This is a genomic window from Brevibacillus sp. 1238, from assembly GCF_029892995.1.
GTDB lineage: Bacteria > Bacillota > Bacilli > Brevibacillales > Brevibacillaceae > Brevibacillus > Brevibacillus parabrevis.
Map to the genome: position 1 here is coordinate 25,796 of NZ_JARXWC010000017.1, position 19,823 is coordinate 45,618.

Consider the following 19,823-nt stretch of genomic DNA (forward strand, 5'->3'; position numbering starts at 1 on the left):
ACGGGGTGTCCGGTTTGGACGCCCCCCTTTTTCCGCTTCATGTGAGGAGGATTTCCTATGATCATCGATATTTTTCTGAACAGCTATCCCCTTTTCCTGAAAGCGACCTGGTTGACCGTTCAGCTCACGGCAGTCGCTCTCTTGCTCGGTTGCATCGTCGGACTGATCATTGCGTTTTTCCGCATTTCCAATTCCAAGCCGCTTAACTATTTCGCGCACTTGTACATTACCGTCATTCGCGGTACGCCTTTGATCGTGCAAATTTGTATTTTGTACTTCGGGTTGGCGAACATGGTGACGCTTTCCCAGTTTTGGGCAGGGGCAATCGCGCTCGCCGTTCATAACGGAGCTTATATTGCCGAGATTTTCCGCGGCTCGATCCAATCGATTGATCGCGGGCAGATGGAAGCGTCCCGCTCTCTCGGGATGTCGTACCCGCTGGCCATGCGCCGCATCATTTTGCCGCAGGCGTTTCGCCGGGCGATCCCGTCACTCGGCAACCAGTTCATCATCGGGTTGAAGGACTCGTCGCTGGTAGCGTACGTAGGGATGCAAGATTTGTGGGGAACTGGTCTCGGCGAGGCGGCTTCCAACTACAAACAGCTGGAGACATACATGGTCGTCGGCTTGTACTATCTCGTGCTGATTATGCTGTTCACCTATTTTGTCAACAGACTGGAGACGAGGCTTGCCAAGGGAAAAACACTGCGAAAGCAGGCCAAGGATACGAGTGTCGCAGCATAAGGCACGTTTATGGAGGACGAAGGAACTATGGTTCAATCAATCGAACGGACGATGAAAATCATCAGAGTGCTGATATCAGACGAAAAACACGCCTGGCCCATATCGGAGTTAGCAGAAGCGACCGGCCTGCCGATCAGCACGCTCCACCGTTTCCTCGAATCGATGATCCAGTTCGGATTGGTTGAGCAGGAGCCTGTCACCAAGCATTACAAACCCGGTTATACGTGGATGGAAATCGGCTTTATTTTGCACGAGAAGCTGAATTTGCGTTCCGTGGCTCGACCATTCATGGAGGAGCTGGCCAACGAGGTCGAAGAGAGCATTTTCCTGAACGTACTGGCAGGCAAGGACTCGATGCCGATTGAAAAGGTCGAGAGTCCGCTGAAAATTCGCATTGACGAGAACTTGGGGGAACGGATTCCACTGACGATCGGTGCCCCCAGCAAAATGATTTTGGCCCATTCCAAGGCAGCCGAGATCGAAAAAATTATTTCCGAGCAGCTGCCAGCGCCTTCGCACGAAGCGTTTCTGGAACAGCTTGCGGCCGCCAAAAAAGGCGGATATGCCATCAGCTACGGCGAAAAAACGGAAGGGACGATGGCAGTCGCAGCCCCGATCTTTGGCTACGGCAATCAGCTCGTGGCTGCGATTTCCATCAATGCACCGATCTTCCGCGTCCCGGATGAACGGCTGCCGCAGCTCATCGAAAAAGTAAAGCAGCAAGCAACCGCCATATCTGCAAGAATCGGCGGCGCTTAATCGCAACCTCCATTTCCGAACGTCATCGGATGGAGGTTTTTGTTTTTTAATGCTTACTATTGGAACTTTCAATTTTTTTGCCCGAAAAATCTGTGTTAGTGTGGAGGAAATCGAGAGGAGGAGCACAAGACATGTTTCCATTTCGGGTTATCAATCAACCAACAACGGAACAGCTGCTGGACATGGCGAGTGTCATCGAAGTGGTGGAGCAAGCCTACCAGATAAAATCGAGTCAGCAAGCGACGCTGTTTCCGCTGATTTTTCATGAATTTGCGGCAGGCAAAGCGGATATGGATATCAAGTCGGGCCATTTGCCCAGAGCGGATATATTCGGACTCAAGCTCGTCTCCTGGTTTGGCGAAAACGAGCAAAAAGGATTGCCGCAGCTGATCGGAACCGTGATGGTGCTGGACAGCCGGACAGGCGTTCCGCTGGGGCTGTTGAGCGGCGAGCATATTACATGCATGCGAACGGGGGCTGCTGGCGGGATCGGGGCCAAGTATTTGGCTCGACCGGAAGCGGAAAATCTGCTGATGATCGGGACGGGTCACCAGGCGCCTTTTCAAATCATCGCGACACTGATGGCGATGGACAACATCAAGCGAGTGTACATCAGCCATCCGCGCTCCTACGAAAAGGCGCAAAAGTTCGCGGCAACGATCAAAGACAGACTGCTCACGGCGTTCGTAGCGAAATACGAAGGAGAAGACTACGAGCGCTACGCACGTAAATGCGAGGTTGAGTTTATCGCGGTCGAAAGCCTGGAAAAGACGGTCGGAGAAGCGGACGTGATCATCACGGCAACCCCTTCCCGGACGCCGCTGATTCAGAGCGAATGGGTCAAGCCAGGGACGCACATTACGTGCATCGGAGCCGACATGGCGGGCAAGCAGGAAATCGACGAGCGACTTTTCGCCATGGGACGGGTCTTCGTGGATGACATCGGGCAGGCTGTGAGCGTGGGAGAAACCGAGATTCCGCTGAAAAAAGGGCTGATTTCGCAGGCGGACATTGTCGCGGAAATCGGCAGCGTCATTCTCGGACAGGCAGCGGGACGCCGCTCGGCGGAGGAAATTACGATTTTTGACAGCACAGGCATTGCGCTGCAAGATTTGCTGACAGCGCACCACATTTTGCAAAAGGCGCAAGCGAGCGGCGCAGGAGCTGTCGTCGATCTGTAGTAGCAGCTTGCGATCCACACACACGAAAATGCACGGAACAACCGAAGGAGAGATCAAAGATGAGAATTGCCCCGTTTAAAGTAGAAGAATGGATGAATGCCTACGAGCTGGAAGCGGTCTACAACATCGCGGAAACGTGTGTGGACTCCCTGACCGTGGAAGAGCTGATTCGCCTGTCGGCAGAGCCGGTCGATTTTTTTGCCGAGATGGCGCAAAAGAAGCTGACGTACGGCCACATCGAAGGCTCGCCTGAGTTCCGCAGTCTCGTCGCGGGCATGTACAAGACGCTGACGCCGGACAATATTTTGGTGATGAACGGAGCGATCGGAGCCAATTTTCTTGCGCTGTTTTCGCTGGTCGGCCCTGGCGATGAAGTCGTCTCTGTCCACCCGACTTATCAGCAGATTTACGAAGTGCCTGCGTCGTTCGGCGCTGAGGTGAAGCTGCTGCGACTCGTGCCGGAGAAGCAGTTTTTGCCTGACCTGGATGAACTGCGCACGCTTGTCACAGACAAGACCAAGCTGATTTGCATCAACAATCCGAACAACCCGTCCGGTGCGCTGATGGATGAGGTGACGTTGCGCGAAATTGTGGAGATTGCCCGTTCGGTCGACGCTTACGTGTTGTGTGACGAGGTGTATCGCCATTTGCATCAGGACCCGGAGATCGAGGTTCCGTCTATCGTAGATTTGTATGAAAAAGGGATTGCGACGAGCAGCATGTCAAAAGTATTTTCGCTGGCCGGCTTGCGCCTGGGCTGGATCGCCGCGCCCCTCGACGTCATCAAAAACTGCTTCTCGCACCGCGATTACACGACGATCAGCTGCGGGATGCTCGACGACATGCTGGCGGTTCATGCGCTGAAAAACAGGGACAAGATCATGGAGCGCAATCTGAAAATCGTGCGGGACAACCTGCAAATTTTGGACGAGTGGGTGGCGGCGGAACCGCTCATCTCTTACGTCAAGCCAAAAGCGGGAACGACCGCCATGCTCAAATACGAGCTGGATATGCCGTCGGAAGCGTTTTGCATCGAGCTGTTCCGTGCGACAGGCGCGTTTTTGACGCCGGGAAGCTGCTTTGACATGGAAGGCTGGGTGCGGATCGGGTACGCTTGCGACACAGAGGTGCTCCAGGCGGGTTTGGCGCAAGTCTCGAAGTTTTTGCGGGAGAGAAGCTAGGCGATAAGCGGATTGCTGGCCTGGAAAAAAGGTGCTGACGATTGCAAGCGGCAGCAATGGGGATGCCGCCAAGCTGGCGGGGAGCGTATTCCGTTATTCATAGTGGTGCTCTGTGCACTGTGCAGGTTGAACTTCACGTCCACTCTCGGCTACACTTTTCCGTATAGACGAAGAAGCGGGGGAGAGTGGTGCAAGGCATGGAGCTGCGGAATTTGAAAACGTTTCAGGTCGTAGCGGAGCATTTGAACTTGACGAAGGCTGCCGAGCTGCTCGGGTACAGCCAGCCGACGATTACTTTGCAGATTCAGGCACTGGAGCGGGAGCTGGGGCATCCGCTTTTGAACCGCGTCGGCAAGCGCACCTTTTTGACCCCGGCAGGGAAGCTGGTGAAGCAGCATACCGATCAGCTTTTTTCTGTCCTGTTGCGCATGGAGGAGGGGCTGAACCACCTGCATCTGCCTGTCGGCCCGCTCGTGGTGGCCGCACCCGAATTTTACTGTACCCAGTACATGCCGCAAATGCTCAAGGCTTATGTGGAGACACATCCCCAAGTGAACTTGCAGGTCATCTCGTGCACGAGTCAGGAAGCGTTGAAAAAAATTCGCGCCCACGCAGCGGACATCGGGATTATTGCCGGAACCAGTACGCAGCAAGGGATTTATTCCACGGTCGTCGATTTAGAGGAATTTGCTCTCGTCGCTGCGCCGGATATGGTGCAGGGCCGTTCGATGACGGAAACGCTGATGCAATTCCCGTTTTTGTCCTATCAGGAAGGGTGCAATCTCGACGGCTTCATTACAGACTGTCTGCTGGAGATCAGCTACGTCCCGCCCTCTGTCATCAAGTGCAGCAGCGAGGAGACGATCAAGCGCTCTGTGCTCAATCAGACGGGCGTCGCCTTGCTCAGTACGGCGCTGGTGGAGGGGGAGCTGCGAACGGGCGAGCTTGTCGAATTGTACCGTTTTTCCAAAAAGGCGGAAACTTCGCTCGTCTGTCTGGAGCGGCGGCGCGACGAACCAGCGATTCAAACGTTCATGGAGCTGGTAAAAGACGTGTGGCTTTCGGTGTGGGAAGAGTAGGCCGGATGAGTGGCGGACGCCTTTACATGTTTTGAATTGGCAACGGGCATAATTTCTGGGAGCTTGTGTTGCAGCAGAACCAGAAACAGCAAGGAGCTGATTGTTACGAACAAGGATCAAGCGCCTGTGCGCTATGCCAACAGCATTTACATGAAGGAGCTGGTGCGCGAAGAGGATCGGCTTCATCCGTTCCCGATTTTTCGCCGCCTGCGCGCAGAAACTCCTGTCCGCTACGATGAAAACCGCCAGACGTGGGATGTGTTTCGCTACGACGACATTCAGCGAATTTTGAAGGATCACACGACGTTTTCCTCCAAAAGGATCGCGGATGCGAAAAAAGAAACGGTGCTAACGATGGATCAGCCGAAGCATACCCAGATGCGCAATCTCGTGAACAAGGCGTTTACGCCCAAAGCGATTTCCGATTTGACCCCGCGCATTGACTCGATCGTCACGGAGCTTCTCGACATGGTCAAGGACAAGCGGGAAATGGATTTGGTGCGCGATTTTGCTTATCCGCTGCCTGTAATTGTCATTGCCGAGCTGCTCGGCGTTCCGCCAAAAGACCGCAGATTGTTCAAGGATTGGTCCGATACGATGGTCAAAGGAGCGGAAGCCGATACAGACGAGGCTCTTATCCAGATGCACAAGGACAAGGAAAAAGCGGAAGCAGAGCTGTTCCACTACTTTCGGGCGATATTGGCCGAGCGGCGGGCTGATCCAAAAGATGATCTCATCTCCGCCTTGCTCGCTGCCGAAATCGACGGAGAGCGGCTGAACGAAGAGGAAGTATTGCGCTTCTGTATTTTGCTGCTGGTCGCAGGCAACGAATCTACGACCAATCTGATCACGAACACGATTCGCGTCATGACCGAGCAGCCGGACATCCAGGAGCGAGTGCGCCAAGACAGGGAGCTGGTCAAATCGACGATCGAGGAGACGCTGCGCTACTATCCTCCGTTCGTTGTGGTCGGCCGCCGCGCAGTGGAAGATGTGGAAATCGGCGGACAAAAGATCGCAGCGGGCCAGCAGGTCGTCTCCTGGGTCGTATCGGGCAATCGCGACGAGAGCAAGTTCGAGCAGCCGGATTTGTTTTTGCCTGACCGCAAGCCGAATGCCCATCTCAGCTTTGGCTTCGGCATTCACTTTTGCCTGGGAGCGCCTCTCGCCCGGCTGGAAGGGCAGATTGCCTTGGACAGGATTTTGTCTTCGCTGCACGAGATCGCATCGCCAAAAACAGCGCTGACTCCGATTCCGAGTCCGATTGTTTTTGGCGTGGAGAGTTTTCCCGTGACGTTTCAAACCCGTTGAGACGTGGGAGACAAACCGATTTTGCTTGCGGACGGCAGCCAAGAAAACGGGGCAAGAGCAGACACCTCCAGAGCAGAGGTGTCTTTTTTGTGCTTTTTGTTCACTGAAATTGAAGTTACATGTACAAAAGGAGATATAAAGTAAAAAATCCAGAAAATATCTGAGGAACAAATGTAAATTGTTTGACTATTTGAATGGGCGTAGGTATAATTTGGTTATCTTTGTTAGTAAAGTTAACTAACTGCTGTGGTGGTGATTGTAAAGGCGTGCGAGCTCCCAGAAAAACAGGCAACAGTAAACTCGTAAAGAAACTGAACAAGGAAGAAGTTTTGCAACAGGTCATCCAACACGGTCAGATTTCCCGCGCCGATATTTCCAAGCAGACACTGCTCAGCCGTCCGTGCGTCTCCGCTTTGGTCGATGAAATGATTCAGGAAGGATTGCTGCAAGAGGTCGGCATGGGGGATTCCAAAGGCGGCCGCAAGCCGATTCTTTTGGAATACAATTACCAGGCTTATGCGATTGCTGGAGCGATCTTCGAAGGGTCGATACTGGACATGGCGATTGCGGATATGAAGGGGGAGTTTCTCGCCCGTCATCGCAAGCGACTGGCGCAGCCGGCGAACGGGGAGACCGTCATCGAGGATTTGGCAGCAGGTTTGGATCGCTTGCTTGCCGAGAGCGGGATTCCGCGCGAGCGACTGCTTGGCATGGGAGTGGGATTGCAAGGGGTCACGCAGCGGGGAAGCGGTACGGTCAGCTTTTCGCCGAGTACGGGCTGGATGGGGTCGCCGATATTGCAAACCATCGAGTCGCGACTGGGGCTGCCCGTCATCATCGACAACGATGTAAACATGATGACTTTGGGCGAATACGTTCGCGGAGCAGGCACTGGCCATTCCAACGTCGTCTACATGTATGTGGGAACGGGCATTGGTGCGGGGATCATCCTGGATGGACAGTTTTACCGGGGGAGTCGGGAAGCAGCAGGCGAGATCGGCTTCATGATGATCGGTCCGGTACATAACCGCCCGAATGGCGCGTCCGGAGTGTTTGAGACGAATTTTTCCATACCGGGAATCGCGCAGCAGGCAAAGGGATTTCTCTCTGACCTTCAGGAAGGGTCGAGTGTCATAGAACAGCTCATGCTTTGTGCCAAACAAAACAGCGAAGCGAAAGCGCTTTTGCAGGAAGTGTATCGGCATTGGGCTTACGGCATGGCGAATATCATCAGCATTTTGAACCCGGAAATCCTGATTTTGAGCGGAGAGATGGTCCACGTCGATGATGAAGGGGTGAAGCAAATTCACGATTGGCTGACCGAGTGGGTGCCAGAGGTGCCTTGTCTCGAAAAGGCTGCTCTGGGGGAGCGAGCAGGTTTGATTGGTGCCGTCCACAGTGTATTGGAAGCGTTTCCGTTCACACGACTGCTTGACAAAGAGTGAGAAAAAAGAGGGGGAGTCAGTTTTGAAAAAGGTCAATCACAAGCTGAAATCATGGATGAAAGGCGTATTCGCCAGCTCCTTGGCTCTGACTGTGGCCGCGTGCTCAGGTGGAGGACAGGAAGCAAAGCCTGCCGACAACGGCGCAGGCGGCCAAACGGGCTCGCAGCCAGCTGCGCAAACTCCGGCTCCATCCGGTGAACCGCAAAAGCTGGTTATTTACACCGGACGGGATAAAAACATCTTTGAGATCGTGCTGCCAAAGTTCAAGGAAAAGTATCCGAATATTGAAGTGGAAACGCTCGAAATGGGCGCTCAGCAAATTTTGGAGCGCGTACGCGCGGAAAAAGCGAATCCGCAAGCTGACTTCTGGTGGGGCGGCACACAGTCTGCTCTGAGCACAGCGGCCGACGAAGGATTGCTGGAGCCGTACAAGCCGACTTTTGCCGACAAGATTCCTGATCTGTACAAAGACAAGGAAGATCGCTGGTACGGCGAGATGCTTTTGCCAGAGGTCATCATGTACAACTCGCAGGCGCTCAAGCCGGAAGAAGCTCCGCAAGACTGGGATGAGCTGCTCGATCCGAAATTCAAGGACAAAATCGTCATCCGCAACGTTTTGCCATCCGGCACGATGCGGACGATCTACTCCGCGATGATTTTCCGCCAAGGTGCGGATACGCCGGAAAAAGGCTACGAATGGCTGACAAAGCTGGATGCCAACACGAAAGAATACACGCAAGACCCGACCAACCTCTACCTGAAGCTTGACCGTCAAGAGGGCGTCATTTCCTTGTGGAACCTGCAAGATGTTTTGCTCCAAAGCAAAAAGAACAACCATCCGTACGACTTCATCTATCCAAAGAGCGGAGCGCCGATCCTCGTAGACGGTATCGCTCTCGTCAAAGGCGCGAAAAACCTCGATGCAGCGAAAAACTTTATGGAATTTTTGATGAGTCCTGAGATTGCTTCCCAATTGGCGAAGGAGCGTTTCCAGTTCCCGGCCCGCACGGATATCAGCAAGGATGAATTGCCAGACTTCATGAAAAACCTGGAGCTGAAACCACTCGAACTCGACTGGGCTGTCATGGCTGCCAAAGAGAAAGAATGGATGCAGCACTGGGATGAAAACATCAAGGGCAAAGGCAAGAAGTAACTCGCAACAGACTAGACGGGAAGGAGTGTTCCTTTCCGTCTAGTCGCTTATGCCAACGTCTTAGGCCAAGCAGCCAGGAATGGCCATGAAGGAGGAAACAAAACCTGATGAGCAGCGTAACACTTGATCACGTCCACAAAAAGTTTGGCAATGCAAAAGGGGTAGAAGACGTCCACATTCACATCGAATCAGGTGAATTTTTTACGTTTCTCGGTCCGAGTGGTTGCGGCAAAACGACTACCTTGCGGATGATTGCCGGCTTTTATTACCCGACAGCAGGGCAAATCCGCTTCGGTTCCCAGGAGGTTACCTCCGTTCCGCCCCACAAGCGCAATACAGGCATGGTGTTCCAAAACTATGCGCTTTTCCCGCACATGACCGTTTTTGAAAATATCGCGTTCGGCTTGCAGGTGCGTTCTGTGAACAAGACAGAAACGAAAGAGCGCGTGGAGCGGATCATGAAGCTGGTTCGACTGGAAGGCTATGGCGAGCGGCGCATCGACCAGCTTTCCGGTGGGCAACAGCAACGGGTGGCGCTGGCACGGGCGCTGGTCATCGAGCCGCAGATTCTGCTGTTGGATGAGCCGCTGTCCAATCTGGACGCCAAGCTGAGAGAAGAGACGCGTTTTGAAATCAAACGGCTTCAGCTGGAGTTGGGGATTACGACGATATACGTGACGCATGACCAGGCTGAAGCGATGTCCATGTCGGACAGAATCATGGTCATGCAGGGCGGAGAAGTGCAGCAGATCGGTACTCCGCACGAGATTTACCATCGTCCGGTGAACCGTTTCGTCGCTTCGTTTATCGGGGAGACGAATTTGTGGGAAGGGACTGTGGTCGGCATCGACCGGGATGAAGTGCAAGTGCGCATCTCCTCGGGACAAGTGCTCAGCGGTTTTGCCAAAAATGCGTCGCCTCGCGCCAAGCTGGCAGTCGGAGAGCAGGTGACCATGTCCATCCGTCCTGAATCCGTCCAGGAGCAGAGCGAAGGAGCAGGAACGAATATCGTCACAGGCACAGTCGTCATGTCCGAGTTCACTGGCGCATGCGTGAACTACGTGACGGAAGTAGGTCAGGAAAACTTGCGCAGCATGTCCATCAACCTCGGCCGTCCAATCAAGCAACGCGGCGATGCCATCGGACTGCACATACCGAAGGAGAGCATCTATTTCGCCGGATAAGGGGGAAAAAGCTTTTGAGAGCAGAATTGCAGCAAGCGCCGACATCGGCCAGACGAAAGTCCATCACGGCTTCACCCGCCTTCGTCTATGTGCTGGTATCGCCACTCTTTTTGATTTTGTTGGCTTATGTCATTTATCCGTTATTCCAGACGTTCGTCGCCAGCATTAGCGTCGATGAGCAAATTACGTGGAAAAACTACACGCGCTTTTTCAGCCTGGAGCATACGGCCAATCTGGAAGCGCTGTGGACCAGCGTCTATATTTCTGTACTGAGTGTCATCACCTGCGGCATCGTCGGGGTGGCGATGGCCTTTTTGTTGGAACGGTACGAGTTTCCGGGCCGCAAAATTCTTTCTGTACTGGCTCTGGTGCCGATGGCTTTGCCTCCGTTGATCGGCGTTCTGTCGTTTACGTTCCTGTACGGCGAGAGCGGAATTTTTCCGCGGGCGATCAAGGAGTTGCTCGGCTTGGCCCAAGTGCCGTTTTCATTGAAAGGCATCTGGGGCGTCGTGGTCGTCCATACGTTTACGATGTACACCTACTTTTTCATGACGGCGACAGCCGCGATCAAAGGGCTTGATCCTTCTTTGGAAGAAGCGGCAGCAAGCCTCGGGGCAAACCGCTTTACCGTCTGGCGGCGCATCATTTTGCCGATGCTTACGCCAGCGATGGTCGCTTCCTCACTGCTCGTTTTCATGATTTCCATGGCGTCGTACACAGCACCGCTCATCTTCGGTATCGACCGGACGATGACGATGCAAATTTACTTGTCCCGCACGAATGGCGATCTCGACATGGCGGCGGCGCAGTCGACGATTTTGTCCATTGTATCGATCGCGTTTCTGTTGATCATGCGCTGGTATCAAGGCGCCCGCAATTATCAGAACTTGAGCAAAGGCGTGAGCGTACACCGGACGGAAATCAAGAGCAAAGCAGGCCGTTACACAACGATTGTGCTGTCGTTTATCGGCACGGTCATTCTAATGCTGCCTATTCTCGTGCTGGTGCTCATCTCGTTTTCGGTGGATGGGACCTGGACGGTGCAAATATTGCCTCCGCAATACACTTTGGATCATTACATGGACTTATTTACGGACAGCAAAACATGGCGTCCGATTTTGAACAGTTTGCAGTTGTCGGCGATTGCTTCTGTCGGAATTGTCCTGTTCGGGGTAGCGGCGGCCTATGCGATGGTGCGTCTCAAATTCCGCGGGAAAACGCTTCTGGACGTGCTGATCATGCTGCCTTGGGCATTGCCTGGTACGGTTGTGGCGGTTAACCTGATTGCCGCGTTCAGCGAGCCGACGGCGTTCAGCTTCGGGCAAGTGCTGATCGGAACATTCTGGATTATCCCGCTCGCGTATTTTGTGCGCCACCTTCCGCTCGTCTTCCGTTCCACATCGGCAACCTTGCTGCAAATGGACCCGTCTGTGGAGGAAGCCGCGCGCAATCTGGGCGCATCGTGGTGGTACAGCTTCAGGAGAGTGGTGTTCCCGATGGCGCTTGGCGGGATTCTCGCTGGAACGTTGCTGGCGTTTGTACAGTGTATCGGGGAGTTCGTCGCTTCCATCCTGATTTTTACCCCGCGAACGACTCCGCTGTCTGTCGCGGTATTCCAGCGCATGTACAGCTTTGAATTTGGAACTGCTTGCGCCTATGGCGTCTTGCAAATCGTGGTCATCATCCTCGTGTTGTTCATCTCTAGCAAACTGACCAAGGACAAAGCCGGAACGGCCATCTAGCAGACGACCAATCGGTTAGATCGCTTCGGAAAACGGCTTTTGCGCAAGCCCTGCGGCAGCATACGGGAATTGGCAAAAGGAGGAGCTTCACGTGGAAAGCAGTGAATCGATAGACAAAAGTGCTTCGGTGGTGCAGCCGACCAGGCTGCCCTGCCCACCTATCCCCGCCTCTGCGCGGACGATGCAGGGGGAACACGGGCTGTTGGATTTGTGGAAAGCGATCAAGCCACTGGCGACGATCGCCAGCGCGATGAATACGGGAGCGCATCCCGACGATGAACATAGCGCGATGCTCGCCTACCTGGCGATGGGACGGGGCGTTTACACGTCCAGCGTAATCGCGACAAGGGGAGAGGGCGGCCAAAATGAAATCGGCTGCGAGCAAGGGATTGCGCTCGGCATCATTCGCACGCGGGAGCTGGAAGAGGCGTCTGCGCTCGGCAATGTGACGCTTGGCATCCTGAGTGAAGAGCTGGACGATCCGATCAACGACTTCGGCTTCTCCAAATGCGCGGAGGAAACATTTCGCAAATGGGGCGAGGAAGTCGTCTACGAGCGACTTGTCCGCAAAATCAGGGAGCTTCGCCCGGATGTCGTCATCGCCTGCTTTGAAAATGAGCCGACTACGCACGGACACCATCGGGCGATTACGTTGCTGACACAGCGAGCTTTTCACGGTGCGGCAGACCCTGAGACGTTTCCTGCTCACATTCAGGAGGGCTTGTTGCCCTGGCAGATGAAAAAGCTGTATGTGCCCGTCATGGACAACGAAGACTATCATGTGGCTGTTCCTGTCGGGGAGTACGATCAAAACTACGGCTCCTCCTATGTCCAGCTTGGCGAGCGATCGAGATTCATGCACAAGACCCAAGGGATGGGTGTCCACTACGATGAAGGCCCGACCTACAATTACTATCGTCTCGATGCGTCCGTCGTTCCGGCGGCGGAAAAAGAGAGAGACTTTTTTGCCGGATTGCCGTTCACGTTTGCCGATCTGGCCCGAAGCGTCGCCCAAAAAGGGGAATCCGAGCTGGCTCGCATCCTCGATACGATGCACGATGCGGCGAATGAAGTGCTGTCGGCGTATCCGCGCTTTGCGGAGGTGGCAAGCCGCGTCCACCGGATGAAGGCGTTGCTGCATGCCGTTCAGCTGGCGGTGCCCGGCTCTTCGCTCGACGAGGAGACGAAGACCGATTTGCTGTTCCGTCTGGGGATCAAGGAAGCGCAGCTCAACCGCGCCAGTGCCGAAGCGCTGTCGCTTGTGGTCAAAATCAAGCCGGAGACGGGCGAGTGGGTTCCCGGGCAGACGACGACAGTCACGGTGACGGCCTACAATGGCGGAGCAATCGAGGTCGAACATGTGCAGCTGCGCCTGCGAGTTCCGCCCGGCTGGACAGCCAAGCCGCTTACGCCGACCACTTTTCCGCGGCTTCCTTACAACCAGACCGTTTGCACCGTATACGAAGTGTCCGTCCCGGCTGCGGCTGCCTTTTTTCACCCGTACCGGCCGCCGATTTTGGAAGTCGAGGCATTGTACTTCGCCTTTGATATAGCAAGCACCATCCGGGTAGTGCCGGATGACAGCGTCGCCGTGCTGCCGCCTTATTCATTGACCTTGACGCCGTCTGCCGTTGTGCGGAACACGCTGCATACAGAGCAGCCCATCCCGGTAAAAGTAACAGTGAAGCAATATCGGCCGGGCAGCACGACAGCAAGAGTGTCCCTCGCTGTGCCCGAAGGCTGGACGGCGGAACCTGCGTTTATCGATGTGCCGTTTGCTTTTCGCGGAGAGACGAGAACGATTGCCTTCACGGTGCATACAGGGCCGCAGGTGGAAAACGGGAAGTACGAGGTCAAGGCGCAAGTAACCCGCGCCGATGGAGTGGCAGAGAGCGGCCAGGATGTGCAGGTGATCGAGTATCCGCACGTCGGACGGACGTATTTCATCCGCCCTGCCAAGCTCACCGTTCAGGCATTCGATTTGGCGATTCCCGAAAATCGGCGAATCGGCTACGTCGCCAGCGGCTTTGACAGCCTGGACAAATATTTGCGCGCGGTAGGCGTGCATTGCCTCAACCTCGACGCAGACGAGATCCAGTCAGGCGATTTGTCCCGCTACGATACGATCGTGCTCGGCATCCGCGCATACGGATTCCGCAGAGAGCTGATCGAGTGCAACCAGCGTCTGCTGCAATATGTGGAAAACGGCGGCAATCTCGTCGTTCAGTACCACAAACCGGAGGACAAGTGGAAGCCGCAGCTCGCGCCGTACCCGATCTTCATCGGTGAGTCGCTGATTGACTGGCGCGTCACGAATGAGCAGTCAGACGTGCGCATGCTCGCACCCGAGCATCCGATGTTTTCCGAGCCTAACCCGATCACCCAGGCAGACTGGGACGGTTGGGTGCAGGAGCGCTCGATCTACAACCCTTCACGCTGGGGCAGCGAATATACCGAGCTGATTGCCACCAGTGATCCGGGGGAGCCGGAGTTTCGCGGAATTTTTCTGACGGCCCGTTATGGCAAAGGGACGTACACGTACAGCTCGCTCGCCTGGTTCCGCGAGATTCCGCAGCTTGTGCCCGGGGCCTTCCGCCTGTTTGTCAACATGATCAGCCAGAAACAGTAACGATCAAGACCATTCACTTGAAAAAGCTCTGATCTAACGTGGGTCGATCCATGGCAGCAGCAACGAAACACTCGCATACATAGCGCCATGATTGATATAGACATCAATCGTAAAAGCGAATGGAGGAGAGTTCATTGAGGAAGGGGAAACTTGCCAAGCTTTACACCATTGCGGCCGCGGCCGCGCTTGCCACGACTCTGGTCATCCCGTTGGCGCCACAAACGGCGCACGCCGATCGGGGAGTCGTCGATTTGTGGAAAGCGATCAAGCCGCTCACGACGATTGCCAGCGCGATGAATACCGGAGCCCATCCGGATGACGAGCACAGTTCCATGCTCGCCTATTTGTCGCTCGGCAGAGGGGTAGACACGTCCAGCGTCATTGCCAATCGCGGCGAGGGAGGACAAAACGAGATTGGCAGCGAGCTGGGCAACGCGCTGGGCATTATCCGTACCCGCGAATTGCAGGAGGCTTCCAAGATCACGAACATCCATCTGGAGAATCTCAGCCAGAAGATTGATGACCCCATTTTCGACTTCGGCTTTTCCAAAAGTCCGGACGAAACTTTGCAGAAGTGGGGCGAGGATATAGCCTACGAAAGGCTGATCCGCAAAATCCGCACAATCAGACCGGATGTAGTGATTCCCGCATTTTTGAACGAACCTTCGACTCACGGCCATCATCGCGCTATTAATGTCATTACTGTCCGGGCATTCAAGGATGCCGCTGATCCAAACGTTTTCCCCGAGCAGTTGAAAGAAGGGCTGTCCCCGTGGCAGGTGAAAAAGCTGTATTTGCCTGCCCAGGAAAAAGATTACTCCGTCAGTGTTCCTGTCGGAGCGTATGACGAGATTTACGGCGCTTCGTATGTGCAACTGGGAGAAGAATCCCGCTTCATGCACAAAAGCCAAGGGATGGGCCGCCACTATGACGAAGGGCCGAGCTTTGGCTACTACAAGCTCGATCAGTCGATCGTCCAGACGAAAGCCAAGGAAGCTGACTTTTTTGAAGGCATCGCCTTCACTTTTGACGACCTGGCCAAAGAAACGGCAAGCCAGTCTGGCGGCGAAAAAGTAGCAAGCGAATTGAAGAAGCTGCAAAAGGATGCGGAAGAAGTGGTTGCCGCCTATCCGAGCTTTGCCGCTGTAGCCAAGGAAGCGCACGAGATGCTCGCTGACGTGCAGAAAGCGCAAAAAGACGTCCAATCGTCTTCGCTTCCCGAAGCAAGCAAAACCGATTTGCTCCATCGCCTGGATGTGAAGCAAGCGCAGTTGAACAAAGCCAGCGCGGAGGCACTGTCTCTGGTGACAAAAGTCAAACCGGAAACAAACGAGCTGGTCGCAGGCCAAACCACGAAGGTCACGGTGAGCGCGTACAACGGCGGTCAAGCCAAGGTGAGCGGCGTGAATCTGGCGCTGAACGTTCCGAAAGGCTGGCAGGCCAAAGCCCTGTCCACGACGAGCTTCTCTTCCCTGTCCTACAATCAGACAGTCAAGACTACTTTTGAAGTAACGGTTCCGTCTGATGCAAGTCTGTTCCAACCGTATGCTGCTCCGGCGATCACGGCTGACGTCAGCTACAGTTTTGCCGGATCAAAAGCAACCAGCCATGTCACGCCGGCAGATGCTGTTGCGGTGCTTCCGGCGTTCTCGATGTCGCTTGCTCCAAGCGCAACGGTGTTGAACACGTTGAAGTCGCAAGAACCGATCCCTGTCAAAGTCACTGTGAAAAACTACAATCCGGGTGCAGCGAAGACAAACGTGTCCTTGCAGGTGCCGGAAGGCTGGTCGGTGGAGCCGAAAGCAGCGCCGCTTGCTTTTGCCGCCAAGGGAGAAACGAAGTCGGTAGCCTTTACGGTGAAAGCGTCGGCTTCCGTCAAGCCTGCACCGTACACGATTACGGCAGTGGCGTCCGGTGACGGAAAAGAAAGCCGCCATGGCGCGCAAGTCATTCGCTATCCGCACATCGGCACAACGTATTTCGTGCAGCCTGCAAGTCTTGCTGTCCAGGCGTTTGACCTGAAGGTGCCGGAAGGTTTGAAGGTGGGCTACGTGTCCAGCGGCTTTGACAACATCGATCAATATTTGACCCAGCTTGGCGTCAATGTGACCAACCTGACGGCAAAAGACATCGAGTCGGGCGATCTCGGCCAGTACGACACGATTGTTCTCGGCATTCGCGCCTACGGTTTCCGGCCAGAGCTTACCCAAAGCAATGCCCGTCTGCTGAAATACGTGGAGAACGGCGGCAATCTCGTCGTGCAATACCACAAACCGGAGGATAACTGGAAGAGCGAGCTGGCTCCTTATCCGATCAAAATCGGCACGCCGCTGATCCAATGGCGCGTCACCGATGAAGATTCGAAAGTGACCATGCTCGCACCGGATCACCCTCTGTTCAACGCACCGAACAAAATTACCGAGGAAGACTGGAACAACTGGATTCAGGACCGCTCCGCCTACAATCCGGCAGAGTGGGGCAAAGAGTATACCACACTGATTTCCAATGGCGATCCGGGTGAAAAAGAGTTCACAGGTACATTCCTCTCCGCCAAGTATGGAAAAGGAACGTACACGTACAGCTCGCTGGTCTGGTACCGGGAAATTCCGGCGCTCGTGCCTGGCGCGATCAGAATGTTCGTCAACATGGTCAGCTTGAAGCAGTAGAAAAGCCGGACAGGGCGCAGGGCTTGCCCGACGCGACGGCTCACGTTTTGCCTGGGAGCGAAGCGAGGCGATCTTTGTTCGTTTGGGTCGCCTCCTTTGTCCCGGGAGTTATTTTGACTCTGCCAACGCCTGGACGAAAACAAACGAAGCAAACAATCACGAAACCATCGCTGAAACATGTGTAGCTGACGATTCGGCGTAAAAAGGAGATGCGAGTAGGATGGACTACAGGGAACGCATATTTTCGCAGGAGGGAGCCAGTTTCCCGGGAAAGACATACGTAGAGGCTGTGCTGGAGCCGGCATTTAATGAGGCGAAGCACCACCTGCTAAAGCCGATGATGGCAATCAACAAAGCGCATTTGATCATGCTGCGCGAACAGGAATTGATTACGGACGGCGAAGCCAAAGAGATTGCCCGCGCCCTTTGCGGGATCGAGATGGAAGAGCTGCGCCGCGCTACTTACACCGGGCAGTTTGAAGATTTGTTCTTTCAGGTAGAGAGCCGTTTGCTGGAATTGGCGCCAGATGTTGCAGGCAATTTGCACTTGGCACGCAGCCGCAATGACATGGGAATCACCATCTATCGCATGGTGCTGCGCGAAAAATTGCTGGTGACGATCGCATCTGCCCTCTATCTGAAAGAGCAATTGCTCCTCTTTGCGCAAGAGCACGCCGAGACAGTCATGATCGGCTATACGCATACCCAGCAGGCGCAGCCAACGACGATGGCCCATTACATGATGGCAGCAGCTGATCTTTTGAGCCGCGACATCAAGCGACTCATCCAGGCGTATCAGACGTGCAACCGTTCCCCGATGGGAGCAGCAGCTCTGACTACATCCGGTTTTGGCATCAGCCGGGAGCGGATGCGCGAATTGCTCGGATTTGACGAACTGGTGGAAAATTCATACGACGCCGTCTGCGGTGCCGACTATTTGGGCGAGGTAGCGACTGCCGTACAACTGGCCGCGATCGATTTGGGGCGCACGGTACAAGATATGCTGTTGTGGTGCACGCAGGAATTTGGCGCCCTGAAAGTCGCCAGTCCCTACGTTCAGATCAGCTCGATCATGCCGCAAAAGCGCAATCCGGTATCGTTCGAACACATGCGCTCGCTTTTGTCCAGCAGCGCTGGAAATGCCACGACTGTTTTGACGATGATGCACAATACGCCGTTTGGTGATATTGTCGATACAGAAGATGACATGCAGCCTTACGCTTGGAAGAGCATGGCTGTGCTGGAGCAGATGTACCGCCTGATGGCTTGCGTCGTCGGGACGATGGATGTCAACAAGGACGTCTTGCTGGAGCGGGCAAAAGCGAGCTTCGCTACGGTAACAGAGCTTGCCGATACGCTGGTGCGCACGGATCGCCTCTCGTTCCGCAAATCGCACCACATCGTAAGCCGGGTCGTAAAAGAAGCGATGAGCGCCGAGCTGGCGGCTAACCAGATCAGTCTGGAGCTGGTCAATCGCGCCGCAGTCGAAGTGATCGGCCGCGAATTGTCGATCACGGAAGAAGAGCTGCGCTTGGCGCTTGATCCTGTGCATTTTGTCATGATCCGCAAGCTGCCAGGCGGACCGAATCCGCAAGAAATCAACCGGATGATCACCGAGCGCCGGGCTGTTCTCGGGCAGGAAAGTGCGTGGGTCGCAAAGAAACAACAAGCCATTGCAGTTGGCATGAACAGGCTGGATCAGATGATAGCTGAATGGAGCGTGGGGTAATGGCAGTGGTGCGGATACCTCTTCTGGCAGTGGACGGAGGGGGCACCAAATGCTTGGCGGTGCTCGTGGACCGAGCCGCAAGAGAAGTCGGCCAAGGCCGTTCCGGCTCTTGCAACTATCAAGGAATCGGCGAGGAAGCGGCCGCCCGCGAATTGATCGCAGCCATTCGGCAAGCGATGGCCGATGCGGTCAGCCGTGGAGCAGGGAAAGAGCTTGGCCTGGAACAGGCAGCGGGCGAGCTGGAATGGGAAATCGAATGCGCCGTGATCGGGATTGCAGGTCTGGATACAGAGCATGATCGGCGGGTGATCTCGCGGATGGTGAGCAAGGTGCTGTATCAGCTTGGCATCCGCGTCCAGCATTTGATCGTGGAAAACGACGGGTTTGCCGCCTTGCTCGGAGCGACGGGCGGCAAGCCGGGCATTCTCGTCATCGCCGGGACCGGCTCCATCGCCTTCGGAGTAAACGACGCGCAAGAAACAGCGCGTTCTGGAGGCTGGGGCCATCGGGTCGGTGACGAGGGGAGCGGATACTGGATCGGCAAGCAGGCGATCATGGCTGTCCTGCGGGCGGCAGACGGTCGCGGCGAGCCGACGCTTTTGCAAAATTTGCTGCTTCCGCATGCCGGACTGGAGCGTGTCGATGAACTGTTCAACTGGACGTACAGCGACTTTTATTCCGTGGAAAAAGTTGGGGAGCTGTCTCCGCTGGTCAGCCAGGCCGCACTGGCGGGCGATCAGGTAGCGACCCGGATTTTGCAAGTTGCCGGAGAAGAGCTGTTTGCGGCCGTTCGTGCCGTGATCGACGCTCTGGATATGAAGGAAAAACCGTTTCAAATGATCATGCAGGGCGGCGTCTTGCAAAACGACGATCGGGTGCGAACAATCGTCGTCGAGCGTGTCCAGCAGTATGCTGCCCAGGTGGTCATCGAGAAGGCGCAAAACGACCCGATCTACGGTGTCATAGCAAAAGGACTGGCGTATTTGGAGCGGCAGTCAGGCGGCAAGTGAGGTGCCCGAG

General features: G+C 55.0%; 14 protein-coding genes. All 14 read left to right on the forward strand.

Annotated elements, in window-relative coordinates:
* The first annotated feature begins 57 nt into the window (after positions 1 to 57).
* The 14 genes from M2298_RS25425 to M2298_RS25490 all read left to right on the forward strand — a co-directional run bounded on the left by M2298_RS25425 (position 58) and on the right by M2298_RS25490 (position 19,813).
* On the forward strand, positions 58 to 744 hold the full coding sequence (locus tag M2298_RS25425; protein ID WP_122965971.1) for an amino acid ABC transporter permease: 687 nt from the start codon (positions 58 to 60) through the stop codon (positions 742 to 744).
* A 27-nt stretch (positions 745 to 771) separates the two neighbouring features.
* Positions 772 to 1,503: an IclR family transcriptional regulator gene (locus tag M2298_RS25430; protein ID WP_063227860.1), complete on the forward strand. Its 732-nt coding sequence runs from the start codon at positions 772 to 774 to the stop codon at positions 1,501 to 1,503.
* A 131-nt stretch (positions 1,504 to 1,634) separates the two neighbouring features.
* Positions 1,635 to 2,684 carry an ornithine cyclodeaminase family protein gene (locus M2298_RS25435; protein ID WP_122965970.1) on the forward strand — a complete coding sequence of 350 codons (1,050 nt, stop codon included), beginning with the start codon at positions 1,635 to 1,637 and terminating at the stop codon, positions 2,682 to 2,684.
* A 59-nt stretch (positions 2,685 to 2,743) separates the two neighbouring features.
* A complete protein-coding gene (locus M2298_RS25440) occupies positions 2,744 to 3,865 on the forward strand; it encodes an aminotransferase (RefSeq protein WP_280649227.1) in 1,122 nt (373 codons plus the stop codon).
* A gap of 197 nt (positions 3,866 to 4,062) precedes the next feature.
* Positions 4,063 to 4,944: a LysR family transcriptional regulator gene (locus M2298_RS25445; protein ID WP_280649228.1), complete on the forward strand. Its 882-nt coding sequence runs from the start codon at positions 4,063 to 4,065 to the stop codon at positions 4,942 to 4,944.
* A gap of 150 nt (positions 4,945 to 5,094) precedes the next feature.
* Positions 5,095 to 6,255 carry a cytochrome P450 gene (locus M2298_RS25450; protein ID WP_122965999.1) on the forward strand — a complete coding sequence of 387 codons (1,161 nt, stop codon included), beginning with the start codon at positions 5,095 to 5,097 and terminating at the stop codon, positions 6,253 to 6,255.
* A gap of 266 nt (positions 6,256 to 6,521) precedes the next feature.
* Positions 6,522 to 7,700 (forward strand): ROK family protein, encoded by a 1,179-nt coding sequence (locus tag M2298_RS25455; protein WP_122965967.1) that lies wholly within the window; start codon positions 6,522 to 6,524, stop codon positions 7,698 to 7,700.
* A gap of 22 nt (positions 7,701 to 7,722) precedes the next feature.
* On the forward strand, positions 7,723 to 8,853 hold the full coding sequence (locus tag M2298_RS25460; protein ID WP_122965966.1) for an extracellular solute-binding protein: 1,131 nt from the start codon (positions 7,723 to 7,725) through the stop codon (positions 8,851 to 8,853).
* A 107-nt stretch (positions 8,854 to 8,960) separates the two neighbouring features.
* On the forward strand, positions 8,961 to 10,037 hold the full coding sequence (locus M2298_RS25465) for an ABC transporter ATP-binding protein (RefSeq protein ID WP_280649229.1): 1,077 nt from the start codon (positions 8,961 to 8,963) through the stop codon (positions 10,035 to 10,037).
* A 14-nt stretch (positions 10,038 to 10,051) separates the two neighbouring features.
* Positions 10,052 to 11,779 carry an ABC transporter permease gene (locus tag M2298_RS25470; protein WP_063227864.1) on the forward strand — a complete coding sequence of 576 codons (1,728 nt, stop codon included), beginning with the start codon at positions 10,052 to 10,054 and terminating at the stop codon, positions 11,777 to 11,779.
* Between the two features lie 91 nt (positions 11,780 to 11,870).
* Entirely contained in the window at positions 11,871 to 14,408 is a 2,538-nt protein-coding gene (locus tag M2298_RS25475) for an NEW3 domain-containing protein (protein WP_122965964.1), read from the forward strand.
* A 134-nt stretch (positions 14,409 to 14,542) separates the two neighbouring features.
* Positions 14,543 to 17,074, forward strand: a complete 2,532-nt coding sequence (locus M2298_RS25480; RefSeq protein WP_122965963.1) for an NEW3 domain-containing protein — start codon at positions 14,543 to 14,545, stop codon at positions 17,072 to 17,074.
* A 220-nt stretch (positions 17,075 to 17,294) separates the two neighbouring features.
* Positions 17,295 to 18,803 carry an argininosuccinate lyase gene (gene argH / locus M2298_RS25485; protein ID WP_122965962.1) on the forward strand — a complete coding sequence of 503 codons (1,509 nt, stop codon included), beginning with the start codon at positions 17,295 to 17,297 and terminating at the stop codon, positions 18,801 to 18,803.
* Positions 18,803 to 19,813 carry an N-acetylglucosamine kinase gene (locus tag M2298_RS25490; RefSeq protein WP_122965961.1) on the forward strand — a complete coding sequence of 337 codons (1,011 nt, stop codon included), beginning with the start codon at positions 18,803 to 18,805 and terminating at the stop codon, positions 19,811 to 19,813. Before argH ends, M2298_RS25490 begins: the two co-directional genes overlap by 1 nt.
* Positions 19,814 to 19,823 lie beyond the last annotated feature (10 nt).

What these genes read in the sequence shown, in the direction of transcription:
- M2298_RS25445 (WP_280649228.1), top strand. Translation starts at nt 4,063, where the DNA reads ATGGAGCTGCGGAATTTGAAAACGTTTCAGGTCGTAGCGGAGCATTTG.
- M2298_RS25490 (WP_122965961.1), top strand. Translation starts at nt 18,803, where the DNA reads ATGGCAGTGGTGCGGATACCTCTTCTGGCAGTGGACGGAGGGGGCACC.
- M2298_RS25425 (WP_122965971.1), top strand. Translation starts at nt 58, where the DNA reads ATGATCATCGATATTTTTCTGAACAGCTATCCCCTTTTCCTGAAAGCG.
- M2298_RS25450 (WP_122965999.1), top strand. Translation starts at nt 5,095, where the DNA reads ATGAAGGAGCTGGTGCGCGAAGAGGATCGGCTTCATCCGTTCCCGATT.
- M2298_RS25430 (WP_063227860.1), top strand. Translation starts at nt 772, where the DNA reads ATGGTTCAATCAATCGAACGGACGATGAAAATCATCAGAGTGCTGATA.
- M2298_RS25435 (WP_122965970.1), top strand. Translation starts at nt 1,635, where the DNA reads ATGTTTCCATTTCGGGTTATCAATCAACCAACAACGGAACAGCTGCTG.
- M2298_RS25440 (WP_280649227.1), top strand. Translation starts at nt 2,744, where the DNA reads ATGAGAATTGCCCCGTTTAAAGTAGAAGAATGGATGAATGCCTACGAG.
- argH (WP_122965962.1), top strand. Translation starts at nt 17,295, where the DNA reads ATGGACTACAGGGAACGCATATTTTCGCAGGAGGGAGCCAGTTTCCCG.
- M2298_RS25465 (WP_280649229.1), top strand. Translation starts at nt 8,961, where the DNA reads ATGAGCAGCGTAACACTTGATCACGTCCACAAAAAGTTTGGCAATGCA.